General features: G+C 44.3%; 23 protein-coding genes, 1 tRNA gene and 2 pseudogenes. 14 read left to right on the forward strand and 12 right to left on the reverse strand.

Annotated features, from left to right (window positions below; translation table 11 throughout):
- Nucleotides 1-257: 257 nt before the first annotated feature.
- Nucleotides 258-1,298 carry a fatty acid desaturase gene (locus GQR42_RS13705; RefSeq protein WP_158200384.1) on the reverse strand — a complete coding sequence of 347 codons (1,041 nt, stop codon included), beginning with the start codon at nucleotides 1,296-1,298 and terminating at the stop codon, nucleotides 258-260.
- 324 nt (nucleotides 1,299-1,622) lie between these two features.
- A complete protein-coding gene (locus tag GQR42_RS13710; protein WP_158200385.1) occupies nucleotides 1,623-2,537 on the reverse strand; it encodes a Sll0314/Alr1548 family TPR repeat-containing protein in 915 nt (304 codons plus the stop codon).
- 85 nt (nucleotides 2,538-2,622) lie between these two features.
- On the opposite strand from GQR42_RS13710, the gene GQR42_RS13715 reads away from it, so the two are divergent.
- On the forward strand, nucleotides 2,623-3,270 hold the full coding sequence (locus GQR42_RS13715) for an ABC transporter ATP-binding protein (RefSeq protein WP_158200386.1): 648 nt from the start codon (nucleotides 2,623-2,625) through the stop codon (nucleotides 3,268-3,270).
- Nucleotides 3,271-3,485: 215 nt separating this feature from the next.
- Nucleotides 3,486-4,163, forward strand: a complete 678-nt coding sequence (rsmG, locus tag GQR42_RS13720; RefSeq protein ID WP_158200387.1) for a 16S rRNA (guanine(527)-N(7))-methyltransferase RsmG — start codon at nucleotides 3,486-3,488, stop codon at nucleotides 4,161-4,163.
- Here rsmG and cax read toward each other — a convergent pair.
- The 3 genes from cax to GQR42_RS13735 form a co-directional block, all read right to left on the reverse strand.
- A complete protein-coding gene (cax, locus tag GQR42_RS13725) occupies nucleotides 4,108-5,253 on the reverse strand; it encodes a calcium/proton exchanger (protein ID WP_233271394.1) in 1,146 nt (381 codons plus the stop codon). The two genes, rsmG and cax, sit on opposite strands and share 56 nt — an antisense overlap.
- A gap of 27 nt (nucleotides 5,254-5,280) precedes the next feature.
- Nucleotides 5,281-5,904 carry a YdcF family protein gene (locus tag GQR42_RS13730; RefSeq protein WP_158200388.1) on the reverse strand — a complete coding sequence of 208 codons (624 nt, stop codon included), beginning with the start codon at nucleotides 5,902-5,904 and terminating at the stop codon, nucleotides 5,281-5,283.
- Nucleotides 5,905-6,059: 155 nt separating this feature from the next.
- Nucleotides 6,060-7,544, reverse strand: a complete 1,485-nt coding sequence (locus GQR42_RS13735) for a site-2 protease family protein (protein ID WP_158200389.1) — start codon at nucleotides 7,542-7,544, stop codon at nucleotides 6,060-6,062.
- A gap of 104 nt (nucleotides 7,545-7,648) precedes the next feature.
- On the opposite strand from GQR42_RS13735, the gene GQR42_RS13740 reads away from it, so the two are divergent.
- The 3 genes from GQR42_RS13740 (at nucleotide 7,649) to ffh (ending at nucleotide 10,823) form a co-directional block, all read left to right on the forward strand.
- Nucleotides 7,649-8,305 carry an MBL fold metallo-hydrolase gene (locus GQR42_RS13740; protein ID WP_158200390.1) on the forward strand — a complete coding sequence of 219 codons (657 nt, stop codon included), beginning with the start codon at nucleotides 7,649-7,651 and terminating at the stop codon, nucleotides 8,303-8,305.
- A gap of 38 nt (nucleotides 8,306-8,343) precedes the next feature.
- Nucleotides 8,344-9,312, forward strand: coding sequence for a thiamine-phosphate kinase (gene thiL, locus GQR42_RS13745; protein WP_158200391.1), 969 nt, complete (start codon nucleotides 8,344-8,346; stop codon nucleotides 9,310-9,312).
- Nucleotides 9,313-9,383: 71 nt separating this feature from the next.
- Nucleotides 9,384-10,823 carry a signal recognition particle protein gene (gene ffh / locus GQR42_RS13750; protein WP_158200392.1) on the forward strand — a complete coding sequence of 480 codons (1,440 nt, stop codon included), beginning with the start codon at nucleotides 9,384-9,386 and terminating at the stop codon, nucleotides 10,821-10,823.
- 92 nt (nucleotides 10,824-10,915) lie between these two features.
- Here the strand turns inward: ffh and GQR42_RS13755 are convergent, their stop codons facing one another.
- Complete coding sequence (locus GQR42_RS13755; RefSeq protein ID WP_158200393.1) at nucleotides 10,916-11,584, reverse strand: hypothetical protein; 669 nt, start codon at nucleotides 11,582-11,584, stop codon at nucleotides 10,916-10,918.
- Between the two features lie 210 nt (nucleotides 11,585-11,794).
- Here GQR42_RS13755 and GQR42_RS13760 point away from each other — a divergent pair, with 210 nt between their 5' ends.
- Entirely contained in the window at nucleotides 11,795-13,906 is a 2,112-nt protein-coding gene (locus GQR42_RS13760; protein WP_158202477.1) for a serine/threonine-protein kinase, read from the forward strand.
- On the opposite strand, the gene GQR42_RS13765 is transcribed toward GQR42_RS13760, so the two are convergent.
- A complete protein-coding gene (locus tag GQR42_RS13765; protein WP_158200394.1) occupies nucleotides 13,903-15,291 on the reverse strand; it encodes an aromatic ring-hydroxylating dioxygenase subunit alpha in 1,389 nt (462 codons plus the stop codon). The genes GQR42_RS13760 and GQR42_RS13765 overlap by 4 nt on opposite strands.
- 192 nt (nucleotides 15,292-15,483) lie before the next feature.
- Here GQR42_RS13765 and GQR42_RS13770 point away from each other — a divergent pair, with 192 nt between their 5' ends.
- Both GQR42_RS13770 and aroQ read left to right on the forward strand, forming a co-directional pair.
- Nucleotides 15,484-15,948 (forward strand): hypothetical protein, encoded by a 465-nt coding sequence (locus GQR42_RS13770; RefSeq protein WP_158200395.1) that lies wholly within the window; start codon nucleotides 15,484-15,486, stop codon nucleotides 15,946-15,948.
- A 42-nt stretch (nucleotides 15,949-15,990) separates the two neighbouring features.
- Entirely contained in the window at nucleotides 15,991-16,446 is a 456-nt protein-coding gene (aroQ, locus tag GQR42_RS13775; protein ID WP_158200396.1) for a type II 3-dehydroquinate dehydratase, read from the forward strand.
- On the opposite strand, the gene GQR42_RS13780 is transcribed toward aroQ, so the two are convergent.
- Nucleotides 16,447-17,028 (reverse strand): hypothetical protein, encoded by a 582-nt coding sequence (locus GQR42_RS13780; protein WP_158200397.1) that lies wholly within the window; start codon nucleotides 17,026-17,028, stop codon nucleotides 16,447-16,449. It lies immediately after the preceding gene.
- A 205-nt stretch (nucleotides 17,029-17,233) separates the two neighbouring features.
- On the opposite strand from GQR42_RS13780, the gene pyrH reads away from it, so the two are divergent.
- The 5 genes from pyrH to rdgB all read left to right on the forward strand — a co-directional run bounded on the left by pyrH (nucleotide 17,234) and on the right by rdgB (nucleotide 20,235).
- Nucleotides 17,234-17,956: a UMP kinase gene (gene pyrH / locus GQR42_RS13785; RefSeq protein ID WP_158200398.1), complete on the forward strand. Its 723-nt coding sequence runs from the start codon at nucleotides 17,234-17,236 to the stop codon at nucleotides 17,954-17,956.
- A gap of 13 nt (nucleotides 17,957-17,969) precedes the next feature.
- Entirely contained in the window at nucleotides 17,970-18,491 is a 522-nt protein-coding gene (gene frr, locus GQR42_RS13790; protein WP_371731322.1) for a ribosome recycling factor, read from the forward strand.
- A 196-nt stretch (nucleotides 18,492-18,687) separates the two neighbouring features.
- Nucleotides 18,688-18,912 carry a hypothetical protein gene (locus tag GQR42_RS13795; RefSeq protein WP_158200400.1) on the forward strand — a complete coding sequence of 75 codons (225 nt, stop codon included), beginning with the start codon at nucleotides 18,688-18,690 and terminating at the stop codon, nucleotides 18,910-18,912.
- Nucleotides 18,913-19,190: 278 nt separating this feature from the next.
- Nucleotides 19,191-19,439, forward strand: coding sequence for an ISAzo13-like element transposase-related protein (locus GQR42_RS13800; protein WP_233271395.1), 249 nt, complete (start codon nucleotides 19,191-19,193; stop codon nucleotides 19,437-19,439).
- Nucleotides 19,440-19,662: 223 nt separating this feature from the next.
- Nucleotides 19,663-20,235: an RdgB/HAM1 family non-canonical purine NTP pyrophosphatase gene (rdgB, locus tag GQR42_RS13805; protein WP_158200401.1), complete on the forward strand. Its 573-nt coding sequence runs from the start codon at nucleotides 19,663-19,665 to the stop codon at nucleotides 20,233-20,235.
- A 98-nt stretch (nucleotides 20,236-20,333) separates the two neighbouring features.
- Here rdgB and lipA read toward each other — a convergent pair whose 3' ends face one another.
- The gene (gene lipA / locus GQR42_RS13810; protein WP_257792648.1) at nucleotides 20,334-21,236 is read right to left on the reverse strand and encodes a lipoyl synthase; all 903 of its coding nucleotides are present in this window, start codon (nucleotides 21,234-21,236) and stop codon (nucleotides 20,334-20,336) included.
- A gap of 70 nt (nucleotides 21,237-21,306) precedes the next feature.
- On the opposite strand from lipA, the gene GQR42_RS13815 reads away from it, so the two are divergent.
- Nucleotides 21,307-21,380: transfer RNA gene (locus tag GQR42_RS13815), tRNA-Pro, on the forward strand.
- 76 nt (nucleotides 21,381-21,456) lie between these two features.
- On the opposite strand, the gene GQR42_RS13820 is transcribed toward GQR42_RS13815, so the two are convergent.
- The 3 genes and pseudogenes from GQR42_RS13820 to GQR42_RS13830 all read right to left on the reverse strand — a co-directional run.
- On the reverse strand, nucleotides 21,457-21,717 hold the full coding sequence (locus tag GQR42_RS13820; RefSeq protein WP_158200403.1) for a DUF6687 family protein: 261 nt from the start codon (nucleotides 21,715-21,717) through the stop codon (nucleotides 21,457-21,459).
- 232 nt (nucleotides 21,718-21,949) lie between these two features.
- Nucleotides 21,950-22,060 (reverse strand): annotated as a pseudogene (locus GQR42_RS13825) (IS630-like element ISMae27 family transposase); the annotation flags it as partial.
- Nucleotides 22,061-22,182: 122 nt separating this feature from the next.
- Nucleotides 22,183-22,665 (reverse strand): annotated as a pseudogene (locus GQR42_RS13830) (transposase); the annotation flags it as partial.
- Between the last annotated feature and the right edge of the window lie 832 nt (nucleotides 22,666-23,497).

Here is a 23,497-nt window from a genome sequence, read left to right on the forward strand (position 1 = left end):
CTTGCGCTTTGATCATGTACCTTTTGGGCGAACGCAGTTCGCCCCTACATTGTGGACAAAATCCGTTACTGTCGGGGCGCCTGGAACCTGCGCCCTCCGCGCGGAGGGGGTTTGCTGATCACCCTAAGTAGGGTCTGCTGAATAAATCTAAAAACCTTGTTGGATAATACTTTTAGATTTTTTCAGCAAACCCCACTTAAAACTCAAATCTGATAACTTACCCACTGATAACTGATAACTGATAACTGATAACTGATTTAACCGCCGCTTTCCTTGAAGGTTTTGTAGGCGGTTTCGGAGTCGAAAATATGGCAATAATCAACAATTCGCTGCATTAATGCCCAAGAAAACTCGGTTTCTTTCAGGTGACTACCCCAATTTTCTTGGAGACTAGCGTGAACTTTGCGGAGGTTATAGGAAGGAATCGCCGTCGAGATATGATGGGGGATATGGACATTAATATCGTGACAGAGCATTTCTACCCAACGGGGATAGCTACAGTGAACTGTTCCTTCTAGTTGCGCTAAAGCTTGATTCCAGTCTTCGGGATAGGAAAATTGAATATCGGGATCCGTGTGATGGACAAGGGTAAAGGTACTCATCCAAAAATGATAGACAAACCAAGGCACCACCCAAAATTTAACCAATCCCCAGACACCAGTGTAGAAAATTAGGGTTGGGAAAAAAATAGCGGCAAAAACTAGGACGACAATCATCGAAAAGCGCGCTTTTTCCCGTTCGTTCTCTTTGAATTGTTCGATATTGAAGTGTAGAATAGCCCAGTGGGCGATCGAACCGAGCCACCAGAAACGTCCGCGAATGCCGCGATAAAAGAGACGCACTAGGGGATTGGCCGAGTTAAAAGCTTCTAATTCCCACGGATCCCAAGCATTATCTATAGTTACCATGTTAGTTTTAGTATGATGGCGATCATGGAGGAAACGCCAGCAGTGGAAGGGATAGATAAGCGGTAAGAGGAAAATATGACCGACAAGATCATTAACCCAGGGTCGATTAGAAAAAGACCGATGACCGCAATCATGGGCGATCACAAAGAATCCCGTTAAAGCTGTACCAGTGAAAATCCAAGCTAAAGGCAGTAAATACCAGGGAGAATAAACTAGCATTGCATAACCGGCAATGACCGCCAAAATATTCGTAATCACACCAAACCAAGCTTTAACTGGGTCTTTCTGGAAATATTCTTTGGGAATGCTTTTAATAATATCTTTCAGTTTAAAGTCTGGCTCGATCGAGGTGATCAACTCCCCATGCAATTTATCCGTCGTTGCCGTCATGAAATCTCCAATTACACTTAGGTGAACCCTTGACAATAAATCAGCTAGGAGGTTTAGCTAAATTCTGCTCCGTACCACAAGCCAATTTTTTTGTCAATATATTTTTAACTTTAATTAATAAACTTCCGCGAAGCTTAATAATCCTTTACTTTATATACCATAAGAGGAGATTTTCTGTTTTGGTAAAATTTGCAACCAATGATGGGGTGATGGGGTGATGGGGTGATGGGGTGATGGGGTGATGGGGTGATGGGAGAAAGCTGATAGCTACAATAACTGATAACTGATAAAAACCCCTAAATACTGACTATTTTTAGCCATTTTTTAACGACTGGCGGTGCTTTCTAGGGATTTAATCTCCTCCTGTACCTTACGGTGTTCGCGATTTAACTGTTTTTTGACCGATTCGGGGAGTTGTTCCTGTTTTTTCAGGGCATTATTAAAGTAATCTAATGCCAGTTTCAAAGAGCCGGTATTTTTATCCGTATTGCCTTGAATTCTCAGGATTTGACCCTTCAGATACATTAATTCCGGATTATCGGGGGTCGCTTTCAGAGCGTTATCGATAAACCGCAACGCCTGATCATACTGCTTTAAATCCCGGTAAGCTAGAGCTATACCTCGATCGACCAAGTAATCTGGACTTCCGTAGGTTTCTAGCCGTTGAATTGCCTCTTGGGGACTAGAAAAGGGTAGATTAACCGCTAAAATCAGATCCATATAACCCTTTAACAGGTTCAATTCCGGATCCGTAGGATTAGCCTTTTCCGCGGTTTCCAAATACTGAAACACCTGTTGTAATCTGGGGATAGCCGATACTGCTCCTTCGGTTTGAAAAACGTAGGTTCCCTCCAAAAAACTCCCCACCGCGAGATACAAATTTCCCCTTAAAGGGTCGCTGTCCTGCATTTGCTTGGCCGCTGCCTTAGTTTTCTCGGAGTAGGTTTTTAGGGTGTTCCAATCCTGGTCGGTAAAAGCAAGAGAGGCGCGCATAGCATGGGCCAAAGGTTCTTGGGGTTCCTTTTCTGTGGCCTCAACAATTAATTTTTTTGCCTCTAGATAATTACCTTGTTTAAAAATAGCGTTAAAAGCGGCCTCGGTCTTATCGCCAATCGGTCGGGGATTAGTTTTGCGGAAAGGATCTCCGGCCAACCCAGGACCAATCCAGTTAACCACTACCATAACAGTCAGCGAAGCACCGATCGCCATTTTTTTCGTTAAACCTAACCTCAGCACCATGGTCAAAAGTCTCCTTGAGCGAATGAAAAAATCTGTCACAATAGAAACGAGTTTCTCGACTTAATTTCCAGTTATTTTCCTGTCAATGCTTTATCTCAAAGATGTGGTTTATCATCCTCCCGCTGCTCTCAATCCCATTTTACAGGGGATTAATCTCGAATTAGCCCCCCAAGAATTAGGTCTGATTGTCGGCCCCAGTGGTTCTGGAAAAACGACTCTTTTGGAAATTCTAGCAGGCTTTGCCGATAAAACAGGAGGGACGATTCACTGGCGCGACCAAGAATTAACGGTGCTGCACCTGCAACAATTAGGAGGAATCGTTTTTCAGTTTCCCGAACGTCATTTTTGCGGTAAAACCATCCTTGAGGAGTTGCGTCTCGGTCATCCAGAAATTAAAAGCGATCGCCTAACAACGGCCTTAAAGGAGGTAGGATTAGAAAATACTCCTCTAGATACTTCTCCCCACAATCTTAGTGGTGGTCAACAGCGTCGTTTATCCCTCGCTGTCCAGTTAATCCGGCAGCCTAATCTGTTACTTCTCGATGAACCTACGGCCGGTTTAGATTGGTCGATGCGTCGTCAATTGGCTAAACTTCTCGCTAGTCTCAAACAACACTGGACTTTATTAGTAGTTAGTCACGATGCTGGGGAATTATTGCCTATTGCTGACCGTCACTGGAAAATTGAACAAGGACATTTGAGGGAAGTGAAAAATGAAAAAACAGATAGTTGAGGTTTTAGGGTTTTGGGGTTTTAGAGTGTTGGGTTGGTCACTACGTCCGCGTTGCGGGGGGTGTTGGGGTTTTAGGGTTTTAGGGTTTTGGGGTATTAGTTGAAATTTCCCCACTTCCCCACTTCCCCATTTCCCCACTTCCCCACTTCCCCACTTCCCTGATACCTGATGACTGATGACTGATGACTGATGACTGATTACTGATTACTGAATTAATGATCCTTCCTGAATTATTTGACCTTTGGCAAGAAACCCTAGAATGGCGACCCGATGGAGCCATACAAGCGCGATTTCAACAACTTTATGACTTGATTTTAGAGGGTAATCAACGTTTTAATCTCACCCGAATTACTCAACCAGAGGAGTTTTGGGAAAAACATCTTTGGGATTCTTTATCGGGTTTAGCTTGGTTACAAAAATCCCGGCCAGATCTATTGACAAAATCCCTATCAGTCATCGATTTGGGGACCGGGGCCGGGTTTCCGGGGGTGCCAATTGCGATCGCCTATCCCCATTGGTCGGTGACTCTCTTAGATTCCACCCAAAAAAAGATTAATTTTCTTGAAGAAGTTATTGACAAATTAGAGTTAAATAACACGAAAACTCGTTTAGGTCGGGCGGAAATCGTCGGGAAAAACCCTAAACATAACTGTGCTTACGATATCGTCTGTTTGCGAGCGGTAGCTAATGTGGATATCTGTGTTAACTATGCTTTGCCTTTCCTGAAAAAGACCGGAATCGCTATCCTCTATCGTGGTCAGTGGTCATCGGAGGATAGTTTGAGTTTAGAGAAGAATCTAGGGAAAGCTGGCGGTAAAATCCTCGAAATTGCCAGTTTTACCACTCCCTTAAGCCAAAGCATCCGTCATTGTCTATATATCGGCAAGGAATAACTTTAAGCGGTGAGAGGATGAAAAAGAAAGCCAAGGCCAGGATAGCATAGGTAGCTAAGAGTAACATTCCTTCTAACCAATTCGATCGCCCATCACTACTAATCGAATTAGCCAACCACACCGCCACCGCCACTGCCACTAACTCAAAGGGATTAAAATTTAAATCCATGGGTTGACCGATCATATAACCAATAATAACCAAAACCGGAGCCACAAACAGGGCGATCTGCATACTGGAACCGACGGCCACAGATACCGATAGATCCATTTTATTCTTAAGAGCGACGGTGACGGCCGTAGCGTGTTCGGCCGCATTACCGATAATAGGCAAAAGAATCACCCCGGTAAACAGTGCCGTTAAACCTAGCTCTTCCGTAGCCTCCTCTAGGGATGCCACTAATAACTCCGATTCTACGGCCACAGCGATAGTAACGATCAATAAAATCAAAGCCCAAAACCAGATTTTCGGCTTTGCACGGTTTTTTGTGGCACTTTCCTCCTCGATACCGGCAACCCCGACATCGTAGAGATAGGTGTGGGTTTTCATGGAAAACAAGAGACTTAAACCATAGACGAAAATTAACACCGCTGCCACGGCCACGGATAGACGTTGCAGGACTGGTTCCCCCACTCCCGTGGAGGTAAATTGCACGGCAGTGGGTAAAAGGAGCGCCACCACCGCTAAATTCATAGCTGAAGCGTTTAAACGAGCGGTTATCGGTTGAAATTCCTGTTCTTTGAAGCGTAAACCGCCTAAAAACATCGATAATCCCATAACCAAGAGTAAATTACCGATAATTGAGCCAGTAATCGTCGCTTTGACCACATCGATAAAACCTTCCCGCAAAGCGACATAGGCGAGAATTAATTCTGTGGCATTGCCAAAGGTGGCATTCATCAAACCGCCAATATTTGGCCCAACCACCACCGCAATCGCTTCCGTGGCTTCCCCCATGTAGGCCGCTAGGGGGATAATGGCTAGACAAGCGGTGATAAAAACAAATGTTCCGCCCCAGTGTAACAGGGAACCGGCGATCGATAGCGGCACAAAAATTAATAAGATGGCGAAAATGGTATTTTTGTTTAACATAAAGTGGGTAATTTTGTCAAGATAATTTTATTTCGAGCGGAGATGGGGAATAGAATCGGATTCTAGCCAAAATTCCCCAGTAGAACCGGTTATTATCCATAATATTGCCCTAAAACCGTCTCTGAGCGACTTTTCTAGGGGTTCGGGGGGTGATTGGGAGGGAACAGTCACCGGTTTAATCACGATTCCGCGACTACCAAAAACAATTTCTCCCACTAATCGCGCCCTTCTCATGTGATTATCGGAAGTGACTAGATAGACACTATCAATACCTTGGGCTTTCAGTTGATCGGCTAGGCTAGTAAAGTTAGTGACAGTATCTCGCGCATTGTAATCGAGATGGAGACGTTCTAGGGGAATTCCCGCTTTTTTAAAAATCTTTTTCACATATCGTCGCGGACTACCGGAAGACACCCAAATCGGTAGATCAGGATATTCCTTAGCTAATTTTGCCGCAAAACGTTCTCGATCGGCATGACCTCCCAACACAAAAATCGCTTCCGGTTTTGCCCACTGGTAACGTAAATCGTGGTATAACCAGCCTAAACTCGCCAAAATTAGCGGAATAGCCAGCAATTTTAACCTAGATTTGCCTAACTTCGCTTTCAGAGAAACTCGCTTTTTCCTGCGAGAATTAGCCTTGAGAACCATATATCAGTGATCGGTGATCAGTTGTCAGCCTTCAGCTTTGTGGATTAAAGTGATCGAGGGTGAGTCATCGAACTCACATTGACGTAGGAGATAGGGATTTTATTCCCCAACTGACCGATAATTTTCCCAGAACTCAGGTTGATTGATGCGGTCGCTTACATCCCCCACCAACGGGCCACCGCTTCGGGAAGGGGTAGCAAAATACTTAATAACAAAGCCAGGGAAAATAAACCTAATAAATCTCGTTTATTATCCAATTCGGTGACATCATTTAATGCAGGTTGATCGCTGACTGGCATTAATAAGAGAATAATCGCCCAGAGTAAAAAGTCTGGCTGCACTAGGGCTAAAATAAACAGGAATAATCGAGTTAATTGACCGATAATTATGGCGGTTTTCTGCCCATACATGGCGTGAACAATATGACCACCATCCAATTGACCTACGGGCATTAAATTTAGGGCTGTAACGATAATTCCCACATAACCGGCCACCGCTAAAGGATGTAAATGGATGGCTTTTCCCGCGATTAAATCACTGCCGAGAGCTAGTTTAGCTACGATAGATAAGAAAAAAGAAAACTGCGGATTTAAGGCCTGAAAATTTAATAAACTGCTTTGATTAGTTAGGGGAACTATTTCCGAGAGGGACAATCCCCAAAACAGTAGAGGAATAGCGATAATTATACCCCCCAAAGGACCGGCCACTGCCACATCAAATAAAGCTTTGCGGGTGGGAACCGGGGAGCGCATTTGAATGAAAGCCCCGAAGGTGCCTAGGAAGAAAGGAATGGGGATAAAATAGGGCAAAGTAGTTTTAATTTTATATTTAAGGGCGGTAAAGTAATGGCTAAATTCGTGCAGTCCTAAAATGGCAATTAAGCCTAAACTGTAGGGTAAACCTTGCAATAATAAACTAGAATTATTTTCTAATTGTTGAGAGGTAATGCCACTTAATCCCGCACCGATGACTGTGGTAGTTAAGAGAGTTAATAACAATAAACCCAGGGCAAGAAAGGGGCGAGTAATTTTTTCAGTTTCTATAGTTTCTGTTTTTTGCTGCCAGGGATTAGCCACAAGAGCGAAAAAAGGTTGTCCCTGAAAACTTTCTTGGAAAAGCAATAAAAAGCGATCCCCAAAAACCTTTTCCACATTGTTTTTAATCACTTGATAAGCTTCTTCGGGAACTGCTCGCAATTTCCCCCGACAGAGAATGGCCTGGGGACGATAATCGATATTTTGCAGATAATAAATACCCCAAGGAAAACAATCTCGTAGGAATTTTTCCTCTTCGGCAGTGATCGGTTTTAAATCATTTTTAGGTGCAGGATTATCGATATTTTCTAGGACTAAATTCGCTTGTTTCGGGGGTGATGGGGTGCTTTCTTGGGGAGTAACCCGACCCTTCTGTACTAGCCACCAATACAAAAAAGGGCAGATCACAAAAGGACCGATGAGCAAAAATGCCGGCATGGGGGTATCCTCTCCATAGATTAACGTCCAGCCGGTCCAAATTAGAGCCGGAGTCATCAGGACTAACCAAATTAACCAAATTGGTGTTGTCGTGATTTTGGCCACGCTACGCTTGACGATAAAATAGGTGAAACCGCCAAGAATCCCTAATAACAACCACATTTCCATATCGGCTCTTTTCTCTTGAGTAAAAGGCGGCTAATTTCAGCCAGCCTGGTCATCGATCGTGCTAAGTTATAAACCGCATTGATTGTGATTTGGATAGGCAAACCATGCGATCGGAAACCGAATCGTCCCCTTTAGAGGTTAGCAAAACCACAAAACCCCCTCGATTAATTCTAGAAGGTTTATACGCTTTCTCGCCTAATCGGGAAACCCTAGGGGGAACCTCTTATCTTATTGTAGAAAATACTGGTAATATTCTGGTGGATTGTCCTAGTTGTGACGAGAGCGAGCGGGATTTTCTCCGAGAAAAGGGAGTCCGTTACTTATTTTTTACCCATCGCGGGGGTCAGGGGAAACAGAGCGATTCTCTGCAAAGTTGGCTTGATTGTGAGATTATTCTCCAGGAACAGGAAGCTTATCTGCTTCCTCACCGTCAAATTACCGTTTTTCAGCAGCAAATCCAGTTATCTCCCACTTGTAGCGGTTTTTGGACTCCCGGCCATTCTCCCGGTTCCTCCTGTCTCTACTGGAACCGTCACGGGGGGGTTTTATTTACCGGTCGTCATCTTCTCCCCGACAGCAAGGGTCAACCGCGACCCCTACAGACAGCGAAAACTTTCCACTGGCTGCGGCAATTGCGATCGCAACAGACTATTTTAGACCGTTTTAACCCAGAAACCCTCTCCTATCTTTGTCCGGCGGCCAATACCGGCTTTCTGCGCGGTCGAGGAATTATCGATCGCGCCTACGAAAAAATCATCTGACCTCTTGCAAGAGTGCATCGTTACAATTCTCAAACATCATGAATTTAACCGTTAAAGATTTGGGTGAACAGGGATTGCTACCGATTCTGCAAAAATATTGTCCTGCGGAGATTATCGGTGATGATGGGGCGATTTTATCCCTCAAAGATGGTTATTCTCTCGTCGTCACCACTGATGTTTTAGTGAATAACGTCCACTTTAGCGATCTTACCACCTCTCCCGAAGATGTGGGCTGGCGAGCGGCGGCGGCTAATTTATCCGATTTAGCGGCTATGGGAGCAGAACCCCTGGGAATTACGGTAGGATTGGCTTTAACTCCCGCTCTAGCCATCGATTGGCTAGAAGGACTCTATCGGGGTCTTAGCTCTTGTCTGCAAGTATATCAGACGGCGATCGTTGGTGGTGATGTCTGTCGGGCCACGGAGATTAACATCAGCATCACCGCCCTGGGACAAGTGGCAAAAAATGAAGAAATTAGACGTTTTAACGCAAAAGTGGGCGATAGTATCGTTGTTACAGGTTATCACGGTTTATCGCGGGCTGGATTAGAATTACTCTTCCACCCTGAAACCGGCAGGAATTTAAATTCCGCCCAAAAAAAGCGATTAATCCAAGCTCATCAACGGCCGCGACCGAGACTCGATTGCATACCACATTTACAAAAAATTGTCAAGCAATTTCCCATCGCTGGCATGGATAGCAGTGACGGGTTAGCAGATGCCATCATCCAAATTTGTCGCTGTAGTGGGGTTGGTGCTGAAATCGAGACGATTCCCCTGCATCCAAGCCTGAAAGAATATGTAGGAGCCGAAAAAGCTCTAGAATGGGCTTTATACGGCGGTGAAGACTTTGAGTTAGTTTTGTGTTTGCCCCCGGACAGTGCCAAAGAATTGCTGGAGAAAGTGGGAGAAGATGGGGCGATAATCGGTCAAATTGTCCCCGGGAAAGAGATAAAATTAGCCGACGGTAGAAACCTCAGTTTAAGCTCTGGATTTCAACATTTTTAAGGGTAAGAGCGGCGGTCTTCAGCCCGACATTGAGATAAAATCGATCTAGTTAAAAATTTAATTCCGAAACTATGTTCGACGCACTGGCCGACCGCTTAGAAGACGCATGGAAAAAGTTACGAGGTCAAGATAAAATCTCCTCGGCCAACATACAAGATACCCTAAAAGAAGTCCGGCGGGCTTTATTAGAAGCAGATGTCAACCTACAGGTGGTCAAGGGATTTATTGCTGAGGTCGAGAAACAAGCCCTCGGCGCTGAAGTTATTTCTGGAGTCAATCCCGGTCAGCAATTTATCAAAATTGTCTACGATGAATTAGTCAAAATCATGGGGGAAAGCAACGTCCCCCTAGCGCAGGCCGATAAACCCCCCACCGTAATTTTAATGGCTGGGTTGCAAGGGACAGGAAAAACCACCGCCACCGCTAAATTAGCCCTATATCTCCGCAAACAGTCGAAAAGCTGCCTGATGGTGGCTACCGATGTCTACCGTCCGGCGGCCATTGACCAATTAATCACCCTCGGTAAACAGATTAACGTTCCCGTTTTTGAGATGGGTTCTCAGGCTAATCCCGTCGATATCGCCCGTCAAGGTGTGGAAAAAGCCAAAGAATTAGGCGTAGATACGGTTATCATCGACACAGCCGGTCGTTTGCAGATAGACACCCAGATGATGGGCCAACTAGCACAAATCAAGAAAATTGTCAAGCCTGACGACACTTTATTAGTGGTGGATGCGATGACCGGCCAGGAAGCGGCCAATCTCACCCACACTTTTCACCAACAAATCGGCATCACGGGGGCAATTCTCACCAAACTTGACGGTGATACTCGCGGTGGGGCTGCCTTATCAGTGCGGCAAATATCGGGACAACCGATTAAATTTGTTGGGGTTGGGGAAAAAGTCGAGGCTTTAGAGCCATTTTATCCCGATCGCCTTGCTAGTCGCATCCTCAATATGGGTGATGTCCTCACCCTAGTGGAAAAAGCTCAGGAACAGTTAGACCTGGAAGACGCAGCCAAAATGCAGGCCAAGATTTTAGAGGCTAAGTTTGATTTTAATGACTTCCTCAAACAGATGCGGCTGTTAAAAAATATGGGTTCCTTGGGGGGAGTCTTAAAATTAATCCCCGGTCTGGGCAAACTGAGCGGGACGGACATCGAAAAGGGCGAAAAAGAGTTAAAACGCACGGAAGCGATGATTAATTCCATGACCGCGGAGGAACGCACTAACCCCGATTTGTTGGCTAAGTCTCCTAATCGTCGTCGTCGCATTGCCAAGGGTTCAGGACATCCAGAAACGGAAGTTACCAAACTAATTTCTAATTTCACCAGAATGCGATCGATGATGCAACAGATGGGGCGGGGACAAATGCCCAGTCTGCCCGGGATGCCGGGGATGGGGGGCGGAATGTTTGGAGGTGGTCAACCGGCACCGGGATTTCGTGGTCAAGGTGGCAGCCCGAAAAAACCGAAGAAAACCAAGAAAAAGAAAGGTTTTGGCGATTTATAGAGGAAATTACCAGTTAAGACTCCATGGGAGAGGGTAGAAGAGAGCAGGGAAAGGGTTTGGGACTGAGGGATTTGGTGATGGTTTGCCGTTGACTAATCTCTGATCACTAGGGGCGATTGCAGGGTAATATTTAAATCTCGATCGGGGTTAACAGAGTATAACTGCACGGAACTACCACCGACAATTCCCGCCGCCGGTAAGCCCCATCCGGCAAGGGTTCCCACGGCTGCCCCCGCTAAGACATCGAGAAATTCGATCTTGCGATCGCCAGTGAGAGCAGCGATCGCTGTGGCTGCCCCCGCACCGGCGACGGTTCCCCCTAAGATATCTTGAGTTTTTGCCCCTTTACGCAAGGTTTCAGTGGTGGTAATTAATCGCGAAGTAGCATTGAGGGGAATAGTGCGATTGCCCCCATCGAGGCCAATTTCATCGGCAATAAACCGCACACCTCGGCCGGCCGCTTCTAAAGTACCCTTGACTTCACTTCCTGCTGCAATCACCACAATCCCATTCTGGTTACGAATATCTCTAGCTACGGTTAAAGTCAGAGGAATAACATCACTTTTAGAAACTAAAATTTTATCGGCTTTTTCGTAATTCAAAGGGATAACTGTTCCCACCGGAATCGAGATTTGTTGAGCGATAAGACGTTGCCGATTAATATTACTTTGAGCGAGGACGGGAAAAGTACCGGACATGGAACCCATGAGCAGGGTAATCAGTAAAGCTGTGCCGGCTCTAGTAACAGGATTCATAGACATAGCGGTTATCCTCTGAAAAAAACAACAGTGAACTTTCTCTGTTTCTAGATTATTTTTTTTCTGTCTGTCATGTCAGTCCCCTCCACAGGGAATTTTTTCCCTTTCTATAGGGAAAAAAGTAGAATAGGAGAATTTCTGCATTTTGCCCATCGACCGCAAAAGAGAGCCGAAAAGCCTAGAATGGTAAAAAACCTCGGATTGCCATCGTCTATGGAACTCGCTGCCGGAAAAATCCTTAGTCATCGCTACCAAATTATCCGTCAATTGGGAAAAGGGGGATTCGGACAGACTTTCTTGTCCTGCGATCGCCAGTTACCCAATCAAAATCGCTGTGTGATCAAACAATTTCAACCCCAGTGCCAGGATGCCGAAACTGTAGCCACCGCTAGACGACTCTTTGAAACCGAGGCGAAAATCCTGCAAGAATTGGGCAGTCATCAGCATATTCCCCGTTTATTTGCCTATTTTGAGGAAAATGGGCAATTTTTCCTCGTGCAAGAATACATTGAAGGGGAAGATTTAGCCACAGAAATTACTGCCGGTGTCTATAGGCAAAATGAAGAGAAAGTGGTGGCTTTATTAACAGAAATTCTCTCAATTATCGAATTTGTCCATCAGAAACAGGTGATCCATCGCGATGTTAATCCCTTCAATCTTATTCGTCGCCGTCAAGATGATCAATTGGTTTTAATTGATTTTGGTGCTGTCAAACAAATTAGCACTCAAGTAGTTAAAGAAGGTAAAACTGTTTCTACCATCGCTATCGGTACCCCGGGTTATTTCCCCAGTGAACAGGCCCAAGGTTATCCCCGTTTTAGTAGTGATATTTATGCCGCCGGTATTATTGGATTACAAGCTTTAACCGGTAAAGCTCCCGAAGATATTCCCCTGGATGCTCACACGGGAGAAATTCTCTGGCAACATTTGGCTATGACTAGCCCCGAGTTTGGTTATATTATCGATCGCATGATCCGCTATGATTTTCGTCAGCGTTATACCAGTGCCAGTGAAGCATTAATCGCTCTGAGAAAATTAGGGAAAATTCATCATCTGGCTCCGAAAACTACCCAGGGGGTGAAACCTCAAAGTCGAGTTGATCGTCAAGGGAAATCTTGGCTAACAAAAATCCTGTTTGTCTCTGGGACAATTGGCTTAATAGCTGGTGCTTATCTGGGTTTTGACTATTGGCAAAATTCTCGTAATTCTCTTGGTTACTATCAACAAGGGCAGACTTTTTATCAACTCAAACGCTATACCGATGCCCTCAATGCCTATGGTCAAGCCTTAAAAATTAATCCCGATTATCTTGAGGCATTACAAGGAAAAGCTGATACTTTATTAGCTTTAAAAAGATACTCGGAAGCTTTAAATACCTACGAAAAAGCTATTCAAATTAACCCAGATTCCGCTTGGCCAGCTTGGCTCGGTCGCGGGGAAGCTTTAGATAAATTAGATAAGAATCAGGAGGCCTTAGAAAGTTTTGATCGGGTCTTATCTTTTAATCCTGCCGCTAGTCAAGCTTGGCAAGGTAAAGCCGATATCTATTTAGAACTGCAACAATATTCCGCCGCCCAAAAAGCTCTTGACAAATTGTTAACTTTTCAGCAAAATGATGCCAAAGCATGGTATAAAAAAGGCTGGTCATTACAAAATCTTGAGGATTATGAAGGGGCAGTTAAAGCCTACGATCAGGCTCTAGCGATCGAGTCAGATAATGCCTTAATTTGGTATCAAAAAGGTAATAGTTTGTATCAATTAAATAAAATTAATGATGCTTTAGAAAGTTATAGCAAAGCCGGACAATTTAATCCTCAATTTTCCCAAGCTCACTATAGTCAAGGGATTATTCTGCAAAAATTAGGTCGCAATTCAGAAGCTTTGGAGGCATTTACTCAAGCAACTAAAGCCAATTCTAATTATTATCAAGCTTGGTTAAATCAAGGGGCATTACTTCATCAAATGGAAAGATTTCAAGAAGCGATCGCATCCTACGAAAAAGCTCGCCGCATTTCTTCCCAAAAAGCCGAAGTTTTTATCGGTATCGGTAACGCTTGCTATCGTTTAGGCGACAATTCCCAAGCTATAACTGCCTATCAACAGGCGATTCAAAGACAAAAAGATAACCCCGAAACCTGGAAAAGTTTAGGCAATAGTTGGTTTAAACTCGGTCAATACGAGCGAGCGATTCAAGCTTATCAAGAATCACTTCGTTATCGTTCCAATGACCGAGAAGTGCAAACACAAAAACAACTGGCAGAAACTCGCTGGCAAGAACTTCAGCAATCTTCCCAAAACCAAAGCAAAGAGGAACAGGTTCCCTAACTTCCGCTCTTTTTACCGGTATTTCTCGGCAATAATTCCCGTCCTTGATAAAACTGTTTTTTCAGTTCTCCCAAGCGCCAATAAGCTCCCACCATAATTACAGTTAATGCTGTCAGCACTGTCACGGGAAGGAGGGCTGATTGACCGAAAATTAGGGCCAAAAGTGGTAAAGATAGACCAAGAATAATAGCGATCGCTAATGTTAACCCCCGGAGACGATTAATATTTTTTAAAGCCCCTTGACAAACAGCACAATTTTTGGTATGGGACTGATAGCGTTCGAGGAGAATCTCTTTTGATTGTCGGGGGGGGAAAGGTTGACCAGCGAAAGGATCAGCTTGGTATTGATTAACCCAATTGCGATACTCAAACACGAATAAATCCGCTTTGGTGGGGAGATAACAAGCTTGACTAAAATTCTTACTATCCCCCTGAGCTTGTAGATAACGCTGTTGATAGTAGAGAAAAATCTGATCATCTTCAAGAATAGCGTTTTGATTGATGTGGGAATACCAAGTGGGGGTAAGCTTAATGAAGAATTTCGGCAACTTAGAGTTAAATTTAAAGGGAAAACGCGCAAAGAGACGACATTCTCCCTGACGGATGGGAGTTGCATAGACCGCGGTTAAAGTCCGTCCGAACTTTTCCGAGGTGAGATCGTGGTAAATGAATCCGGGGGCGATAAAATTGCTGTATTGCTGACCTAATTGACCTTTACGCGGTCCTTCGGGCCAAATTCCCTTAAATCCCTGACGATTGGACTCGATAATTTCTAATTCCAGAGGAGCGGCATTGGCCCGATTACCGATGGTGAGATGATGGGTATAGGGAATATGACTAGAATCAATAATATTTTCCATTAGAGTGACGGCCGAGTAGGGTAGATCTCGGAAGGTATCCAAACAAATCCAAGCATCAGCATCCTCCTCCATGGGTTCAATAATCGGAATCGTAGTCAGGGGAGCATTTTCGGGATTACCCGCATAAACGAATAATAATCCCTGACGGATAGCCGTGGGAAAAGACCGCACACAAGCGCGTCGAGAGGTGTTAGCTTGACTGTTCTCCGGTTGTTGGGGAATAAATTCACAGTTTCCCCCTCCGGAAAAAGACCAACCGTGATAGGGACATTCTAGATGTCCGCTTTCGTTAAGACGACCTTCTGAGAGAGGAGCGAGACGATGGGGACATTTATCCTCGAAAACTCGCCATTCTTGCTGATTTTTGTCCCACCAAATCACTAAATCCTCTTCTAGAAGAGTAAAGCGTTGGGGCTGCTTTTTGTCTAAATCTTTGACGTAGTAGATAGGATACCAAACTTGACGACAATCAAAGCGATCGATATCTGTTCCCCCGACGGGATAGGTAGCAGTGCTGGTCAACATAAATCTTAAAATAAGTTAACATTTCTCTTACAAAATCTAACAAATTTCATCGACAAAAGGGGACAGATACCGGTATCTGCTGGGGAAACAACCACCGGCACTACATTTGGGGTGATAATTAAAGGATAGTCTCCCATGGATAAAGCGAGAATGGGAGAAGGTTCAAGATAAAACTAAGGGGAGTTTACCAGAATGTCCGGAGAAACCGTCACTTATTCCCTAGAAACTGTCTTAAAGGATATCAAAGACAGCGTTAAGGATGTTAGTCAAAAAATGGACTCTCTACAAAGGGACGTTAATCAGAAATTTGACAAGATTGATGAGCGCTTTGACAGAATCGATGAACGGTTAAATAAAGTAGAGATAGGATTAGCTACTCTCACCGAGAAAGTGGGAGGGATGGATAAACGACTCGAAAAGGTGGAAAATGAACAAGCTAAACAGATAGGATTAGTTACCCTCACCGAGAAAGTGGGAGGGATGGATAAACGACTCGAAAAGGTGGAAAATGAACAGGCTACCATGATTAAAGCTATTTCCGACCTACAGGGATTCCGAGGTCTAATTTTGCCGATCATTGTCGGTGCGCTCAGTGCTACTATTGGTGCGGTGATTACCGTAGCGGCAAAAATGTTGTTGATCGGCAATAGTCCCTGATCGAGATAAGATTAATTCTCGTGGTCTAGATGGGGGAGATTTGTGAATAAACTAAGCATTCTGGTTCTGCACGGGCCGAATTTAAACCTATTGGGGAAAAGAGAGCCGAATCTCTACGGTAACGTTAATTTAGAGACGATTAACCAGTTTTTAAACGAAGAAGCTACCCGTTTAGGGGTGAATTTAACCGCACACCAGTCCAATCAGGAAGGGCAATTAGTGGACTGGATTCAGCAAGCATGGGGTCAGCATGACGGTATTTTGATTAATGCGGGAGCTTATACTCATACCAGTATCGCCATCCGCGACGCACTATTAGGCACAAAAATGGCCTGTGTGGAAGTACACTTAAGCAATATTTACAAACGCGAGTCTTTTCGTCATCATTCCTACATTGCCGATATAGCCATCGGACAGATTAGCGGTTTTGGGGCCGAAAGTTATCGTCTAGGATTATGGGCATTAGTCGATTATTTGCACAAGAATAGAGAATGTTGATTAGGCAAGGGATTCTCCCACTTCTAAGAGGGGACAAAAGGGAAAATAGGGGGAAACCGTCCAACGATAGAATTTTTTGCTGCTGGTGGACTGAAGATTAAAACGCAGGGAAACAAAGGGGAAAAAGGGAGATACGGAACAATTCCAACTGAAAGCCGGCTTAGAAGTGCTATGATCGCCCTGCAAAGACCAAGCGGGGTATTGAAAAACCTCCCGGATGAGGGATTTTCCTTCATCGCTAACTTGGGCGCAGCTGCGACTAATGCCCGAAACCAAACAGAAACTATTACCGATACAATTGTCATTAGAAGCCACGATCAGGAGATCTTCCCCGGTGGTGGTTAGTTCAAAAGCGATAAAATCTCCAGCTTGCCAACGACTAAGGACTTGTCCCTGGGCATTCTGGTAGATAGCGCTGCAGTTTTCGGGATCGAGAAGACGATTACTATCGGGATCTAAGTAACCGCAAACCTTTCCCATCAGACGAGTTCCATCCTGAAACCCATACACCCAATCAAAGGTATCGATCTTAGCGGCCCCTTGATTGCTTTTGTTGACCAATAGTAATCGATCGCTGACCACGGTTATTAATTCTCTATAAAACTAAGCTTCCCTTAATAACAAAGGTATCACTAAATACCAATTTCCCAACGAAAAGATTTATTAAGTTTAACTTCTCGTCCCTCTGGGAGAGTGAACCAGTCAGCTTAAATCAAGGCCAAAACCTGCTATCTTATGGGGAGAGAAAAATTATCTAGATCTTGTTTTAGCGAGTGGTAGTAAGGGCATGGCGTACAAGCGGGTATTATTAAAACTGAGTGGGGAGGCCCTGATGGGCAATCTCGGCTATGGGATCGACCCGATGGTGGTTTCCGCTATCGCCCAGGAAATCTCCGAAGTGGTTGACCAGGGCATCCAATTGGCGATCGTAGTCGGTGGGGGCAATATTTTTCGCGGGGTGAAAGCCGCCTCGGCCGGCATGGATCGGGCTACAGCCGATTATATTGGTATGATAGCAACAGTCATGAACGCTATGACCTTGCAGGATGCCCTAGAACGAGCGCAAGTACCGACTAGGGTATTAACAGCGATCGCGATGCAGGAATTAGCTGAACCCTACATCCGCCGGCGGGCAATCCGTCATCTGGAAAAAGGTCGGGTGGTGGTTTTCGGTGCGGGATCGGGTAATCCTTTCTTTACCACCGATACCACGGCGGCCTTGCGCGCTGCCGAAATCGATGCGGAAGTGGTGTTTAAAGCGACGAAAGTGGATGGAGTTTATGATTCCGATCCCTCCCATAACCCTAAGGCGCGACGCTTTCAAAGTCTCACCTACGGTCATGTGCTGACTCATGATCTGCGGGTGATGGACGGAACGGCGATCGCTCTGTGCAAGGAAAATAATATCCCGATAGTCGTTTTCGATCTGTCGGTAGCAGGTAATATTGTTCGCGCTGTCAAAGGTGAACCCGTTGGAACATTGGTAGGAGGATTCTGTGAAGTTAGCTGAAGTTCAAGACCACATGCAGAAAACCGTCGAATCGACCCAGAGAGCTTTTAATACGATTCGCACCGGCCGCGCAAATGCTTCTCTTTTAGATCGGATCGTGGTGGAGTATTATGGCATGGAAACTCCCCTCAAGTCCCTAGCGACCATTAGCACTCCCGACGCAACCACAATCGCCATTCAACCCTTCGATCGTACCAGTATGGGGGCGATCGAAAAGGCGATTTCTCTCTCGGACGTGGGTTTAACTCCCAGTAATGACGGTCAGACCATTCGTTTAAATATCCCTCCCCTCACCAGCGATCGCCGCAAGGAATTGGTCAAATTGGCGGCGAAATTGGCCGAAGAGGGAAAGGTGGCCGTCCGCAATATTCGCCGGGATGCGATCGATGCTATCCGTAAACAGGAAAAAGGTCACGAAATTTCTGAGGATGAATCCAGGGATTTACAGGATCAAGTCCAGAAATCCACCGATAAATTTATTGCCAAAATCGAGGATTTATTAGCGACAAAAGAAAAAGATATCATGACCGTTTAAGTTTTTTTCTCCTAAGGGATAGAACAGGCTTTTTGTCTGTTCTATTAAGCTTTTTGTCCCTAGCAAATCTGCTCTAATCGCAGCTAAGGAGGGGAAGGCTTGGGGGTGAAGTCTTTCAGGATCGTGGGCAGCTTAGGAGTTGGCGTAAATTACCTTCTAGACGGTGGAAAGCAACTTGTTACTCCCACTCTCAACTATGGTAACTGAACTGACTGAAAAAATCAAATCAAGCTTGAAAGATGCGGCAAAAAAGCTGACAGGTTTTAAGCAAAGGGCTTTTATGGCACCAGTAACTATAGACTATTTTAACTCTTCGCCGCGAAAGGCAGCAACAGAATTGGGATGGTCACGGCAGGCGATAGCGACGGGATTGAAAGCTCTGGAAACTGGAATTTTTGTGTTGATAATTATCGTGCTATAGGAAGAAAAAAACAGAGAAATTGCTGCCAAATTTAGCAGAAGATATCAAAAGCTTGCTGGAAATGCACTCCCAAGCACACCCTAAATTTCAAACCAATTTTGCCTTCAATAAAATGAGTGCTAGCTCTGTAAGAGAAGCTTCAATAAGTGGGTGGGTGGAATTAAATATAAGATGAACGTAGGTGGGGCTTCGGCCGTGAGCTTTTGCCGAACGGTCGAAGCATGAACCCCAACGCCCGCTCATGTTACGAAGTGCGCTAACCCATCCTACAAATAATTGTGCCTCCCTACTTACAAGAAAAAGTCTACAGGGATGAAGAATTGTCCTGTCGTCAAACCCTTGGAGATATCCTGAATCGAATGGGCTATAGTTTAAAAAAAACACAAAAAATAAAACCGCTCAAGAAAATACCAGAAACCGATGGGATTTTTGAGAATGTATCTCAAGCCAATCAATCGGCTGATAATCAGACTAAATCTTTAAGAATTTCCTTGGATAGCAAAGCTAAAGTCAAGATAGCTAATTGATCTCGGGCGGGCTTTGCCCGCCATTTAGAACCTTTAAAAGCCGATATTTGGGTGAGTTTCTTAACCAGAAAGACTTTTAGTCTTAAGATAATATTAGGTCGAGGTCTAGTAAACTGAAACCTCACATCTGATAACTGGTAACCACTCACCGATCACTGATTAAGACTGTCCACTTAAAACTAAAATCTGATCACTGATGACCGATGACTGACATAAAATGCCGATGAAAAAATTAATTCTAGCCACGAGTAACCCGGGTAAATTGCGAGAGATAGGCGAATACTTAACTGATATCGACCTAGAATTGCAGTTAAAACCCGATTATTTAGAGATAGAGGAAACAGGGGCGACCTTTGCCGAAAATGCTTATTTAAAAGCTTCTCAAATTGCCCTAACTTTGGGAGAATGGTCGATCGCCGATGATTCGGGATTGGAAGTAACCGGGTTAGGAAATGCACCGGGGATTTACTCGGCCCGCTACGGTCAAAATGATCGAGAAAGAATCGAGCGCTTAGTCAGAGAATTAGGAGATAATCAGGATCGATCAGCCCGTTTTGTCTGTGTAATTGCGATCGCGTGTCCCGAGGGTGAGATTGCCTTTACTTCCACAGGAATCTGCACGGGAGAAATTCTCACCAGTCCTAGGGGTGAAGGTGGTTTTGGTTATGATCCGATTTTTTATGTTCCCGAATACGCTTTAACCTTTGCGGAAATGTCTCCCGAATTAAAAAGAAAAATTAGCCACCGAGGACGAGCTTTTCAGCAATTACTGCCCCACCTCAAGACTCTGAACTGATTTTAGCCGATAACCTCGTCATCCTCTATCAACAGTATTTTCATTAGCTCGGATTAAAAAAGCAATGTTTTTAACTGAAATGTCGCGAGAAGTCCCTTTTAATGTCGCGGATACAAATTCATTAACGTCCTGACTTGTTCAGCATGATAAGAGCTTCTTGTCAAGGGACTGGCAACAATTTGTAAAAATCCTAGAGACTCACCGTATTGGCACCAAGCGTTAAACTGTTCGGGGGTGATAAATTCCTGCACAGCGAGATGTTTTGGCGATGGTTGCAGATACTGCCCGATGGTGAGAAGATCACAATCGACGGCCCGTAAATCGCGCATCACTTGCCGCACTTCCTCATCGGTTTCCCCCAATCCCACCATAATGCCCGATTTTGTGTAAGTAGCGGGAACAATGGCGCGGGCCCGCTGCAATAATTCTAGAGAACGCTGGTAATCACCCTGGGGACGCACGCGACGATAGAGACGGGGAACAGTTTCGGTATTGTGGTTGAAAACTTGAGGTTTAGCGGCAAGAATTAAAGCTAAAGCCTGCCAATTGCCACAAAGATCGGGAATCAGCACTTCGATAGTGGTTTTCGGGGAAATGCGGCGAACCTCCTCGATGCAACGGACAAATTGACTGGCACCCCCATCAGCCAAATCATCGCGATTGACAGAAGTGATCACTACATGGTTAAGATCGAGACGTTGAACTGCTGCCGCTAGTCGCAGGGGTTCCGTGGGGTCTAAAGATTGGGGTTTTTTTTCAAAATCGATATCACAGTAAGGACAGGCGCGAGTGCAAGCAGGACCCATAATTAAAAAGGTAGCCGTCCCCGCATGGAAACATTCACCGATATTGGGACAAGAAGCCTCCTCACAAACGGTATTTAAGCCTAAATCGCGTAAAACCTCCTTAACACTGCCGACTCGCTGCCATTGCGGTGCTTTTACCCGTAACCACTCTGGTTTTACCGTCACGCCTGAATTACTCCGATAATTTTTGTCGATCCTTTAACATTCTAGCAAGTCTCGACTCTATCAAGGCAGAATATGCTATGATGGTTGAGATAAAAATTTTCGGGATGTAGCGCAGCTTGGTAGCGCACTTCGTTCGGGACGAAGGGGCCGCAGGTTCAAATCCTGTCATCCCGATTTCTCTTATTCTGTTTAAGCACTATGCCTTTATTATCCAGCGCTCGGCTGTGATGATTGAGTTCTAGGGGTGATTTTAATCAAAAGGATTCCAAGCAGGGGGAGCGGAAAGTAAAAAATCTGTCACCTGAGGGCGAAATAACTCTGGAGAAATCTGGCTTTCTGTTGCATCAATTAAAGACAATCGAGGTGTAATCTCCTCTACCCCATCAAACTGCCAGTAAGCTTCGTCGTTTTCCTGTTGGGTTAATTGTTCTGCCAGAGTTTTCAATTTAACCCTTGGAGTTAAGCGTTGGGAAACAGACTGAATCCAAGTTTCATAACGATCGCAATTCATACTTCCTCCCCTGAATTAACAACAAACAAAAGCAGCAAGTGGCATTATGTAATGCCATTGGGTGAGGATTAGAGAACTTTTCTGGTAGAGTAATTATTACCAAATTTAAAGGGGGAATTTCTTCTATATGAATTTAACCTTGTTCAATCGCTATTTTACTTTTTTGTATTTCTGAGTCCTGGGGGTTCCCAGAGGGTTAAAAAGCATCAAGATTAGTGATCATACCATTTTTCTAAAGTCCTGACAGACATAGAGCTTCTAAAATCCAAGACCATCCCATCAAATATCCAATTGTGTCATTGGAGAGAGAATTTAAAAGATGGTAAAGTTTACTTCTTAAGTTAAGCTGTACTGAATTTAAACTGCATATTAAATTTAGTACAAATGCTCAAACTGCCTCTCCCTGCTCCGCAGATCCGGTGATCCCCTGCAATCTTAACGAGTAATTTAGATAGTCAACAGCTGATCAAGGGAGTTAAAATTACCCCAGTTCAATAAGTTTTTAAAATATAGCCAAACTGTCTCAATGGGATTTACTTCTGGACAATAGGGAGGTTGATAAAATAGGATAATATGATCAGGGATGTCTAGGTCGTTCGCCGTATGTGGGGGAGCATTATCTAATTGAATAATATGTAATTCCTCGGAAAAAGCTTGGGAAAAAAGTGTTAAATATTGATGAAAAATTCCCCGTCTAAATGGGCAAACTCAGAGAATGCTACCTGTTCGAGGTTCTATTAAACCATAAAGCCAAAGATATTGAAAATTATACTGAAAATTACCAAGAAGCTTGCTGCCTTTAATTGTTATTTTATTCCTGACAATAGTATGACAAGAGAAGCCAATTTAATCTTGACAGCATCAGCGGGTTTTTAAATATTGACTAACTTTTTCAAATTCTTTGTCTAGTAAAGCTTGTAGCTGTTCAGATAGATTATTTTTGAATAAAACCCTGAGAGTAGACAGCTATCAGTTATCAGTGGGTAAGTGATCAGTTATCAGATTTGAGTTTTAAGTGTACAGTATTAAATAGGGTTTGCGGCAAAAAGTTTGTTGGTGGGGTTAGGAGTCGGTCGTCTCCGAGTCGGTCGTCTCAGAGTCGGTCGTTTCAGGTTTTGTTGCCCTGCTTTTTGTACCAGTTTATGTACTAAAAAAGAATAATGCCAGGTTTTTGAATCTCCCAATCCTATATTCGCAGCACTAACATCGGATTTTAACAGGTCAAAAGCCTTATTTTAAAAGGGTTTTACCATTATTCAGCCAGCCCTAAATAGAAGTTTCCTACTGTCTTTTCACTGATTACTGATTACTGTTTACTGCTCACTGATTACTGTTCACTGCTCACTGAAAAATCCCATTTCCCTATCTCCCCATTTCCCTATTCCATCCACAGATACTGTTAGCAAGTGAAAATTTATCGAAAATTTCGGTTTAAAACCCCGTCGTAAAACGACGGCTTTGTGCTAAAGTATTTGTAGGTTGCTGACCGTGAAAACGTGAGGAAACAGGTTAAACGTCCTACTCCGTGATCTCAAAATCGCTAACCATCACTGGTAAAAAAAATCAAGTCCAGATGGTAAGAGCGTACCACAAATCAAATAGCGTGGGACACACGCAAATTTACGCTTGTGGGAGTGACTCGTTAAGAGGCTTGTACCCGAAAGGTAAGGAGTCGAGTCAGACATGAAACTGTAAGACCAAAACTAGCATTGCTGGTAGAGGCAAGATTCAGCCCAAGAATCCCCAAGCCTTTAGGCAACGGGAGTGTCAAGTCACAATG

Origin of the sequence: Microcystis aeruginosa FD4 (genome assembly GCF_009792235.1) — a bacterium.
Lineage (GTDB): Bacteria > Cyanobacteriota > Cyanobacteriia > Cyanobacteriales > Microcystaceae > Microcystis > Microcystis viridis.

Coding starts and splice junctions, on each gene's coding strand:
- GQR42_RS13705 (WP_158200384.1), bottom strand. CDS start 1,298: ATGACGGCAACGACGGATAAATTGCATGGGGAGTTGATCACCTCGATC.
- GQR42_RS13710 (WP_158200385.1), bottom strand. CDS start 2,537: ATGGTGCTGAGGTTAGGTTTAACGAAAAAAATGGCGATCGGTGCTTCG.
- GQR42_RS13715 (WP_158200386.1), top strand. CDS start 2,623: ATGCTTTATCTCAAAGATGTGGTTTATCATCCTCCCGCTGCTCTCAAT.
- rsmG (WP_158200387.1), top strand. CDS start 3,486: ATGATCCTTCCTGAATTATTTGACCTTTGGCAAGAAACCCTAGAATGG.
- cax (WP_233271394.1), bottom strand. CDS start 5,253: ATGTTAAACAAAAATACCATTTTCGCCATCTTATTAATTTTTGTGCCG.
- GQR42_RS13730 (WP_158200388.1), bottom strand. CDS start 5,904: ATGGTTCTCAAGGCTAATTCTCGCAGGAAAAAGCGAGTTTCTCTGAAA.
- GQR42_RS13735 (WP_158200389.1), bottom strand. CDS start 7,544: ATGGAAATGTGGTTGTTATTAGGGATTCTTGGCGGTTTCACCTATTTT.
- GQR42_RS13740 (WP_158200390.1), top strand. CDS start 7,649: ATGCGATCGGAAACCGAATCGTCCCCTTTAGAGGTTAGCAAAACCACA.
- thiL (WP_158200391.1), top strand. CDS start 8,344: ATGAATTTAACCGTTAAAGATTTGGGTGAACAGGGATTGCTACCGATT.
- ffh (WP_158200392.1), top strand. CDS start 9,384: ATGTTCGACGCACTGGCCGACCGCTTAGAAGACGCATGGAAAAAGTTA.
- GQR42_RS13755 (WP_158200393.1), bottom strand. CDS start 11,584: ATGTCTATGAATCCTGTTACTAGAGCCGGCACAGCTTTACTGATTACC.
- GQR42_RS13760 (WP_158202477.1), top strand. CDS start 11,795: ATGGAACTCGCTGCCGGAAAAATCCTTAGTCATCGCTACCAAATTATC.
- GQR42_RS13765 (WP_158200394.1), bottom strand. CDS start 15,291: ATGTTGACCAGCACTGCTACCTATCCCGTCGGGGGAACAGATATCGAT.
- GQR42_RS13770 (WP_158200395.1), top strand. CDS start 15,484: ATGTCCGGAGAAACCGTCACTTATTCCCTAGAAACTGTCTTAAAGGAT.
- pyrH (WP_158200398.1), top strand. CDS start 17,234: ATGGCGTACAAGCGGGTATTATTAAAACTGAGTGGGGAGGCCCTGATG.
- frr (WP_371731322.1), top strand. CDS start 17,970: ATGCAGAAAACCGTCGAATCGACCCAGAGAGCTTTTAATACGATTCGC.
- GQR42_RS13795 (WP_158200400.1), top strand. CDS start 18,688: ATGGTAACTGAACTGACTGAAAAAATCAAATCAAGCTTGAAAGATGCG.
- rdgB (WP_158200401.1), top strand. CDS start 19,663: ATGAAAAAATTAATTCTAGCCACGAGTAACCCGGGTAAATTGCGAGAG.
- GQR42_RS13820 (WP_158200403.1), bottom strand. CDS start 21,717: ATGAATTGCGATCGTTATGAAACTTGGATTCAGTCTGTTTCCCAACGC.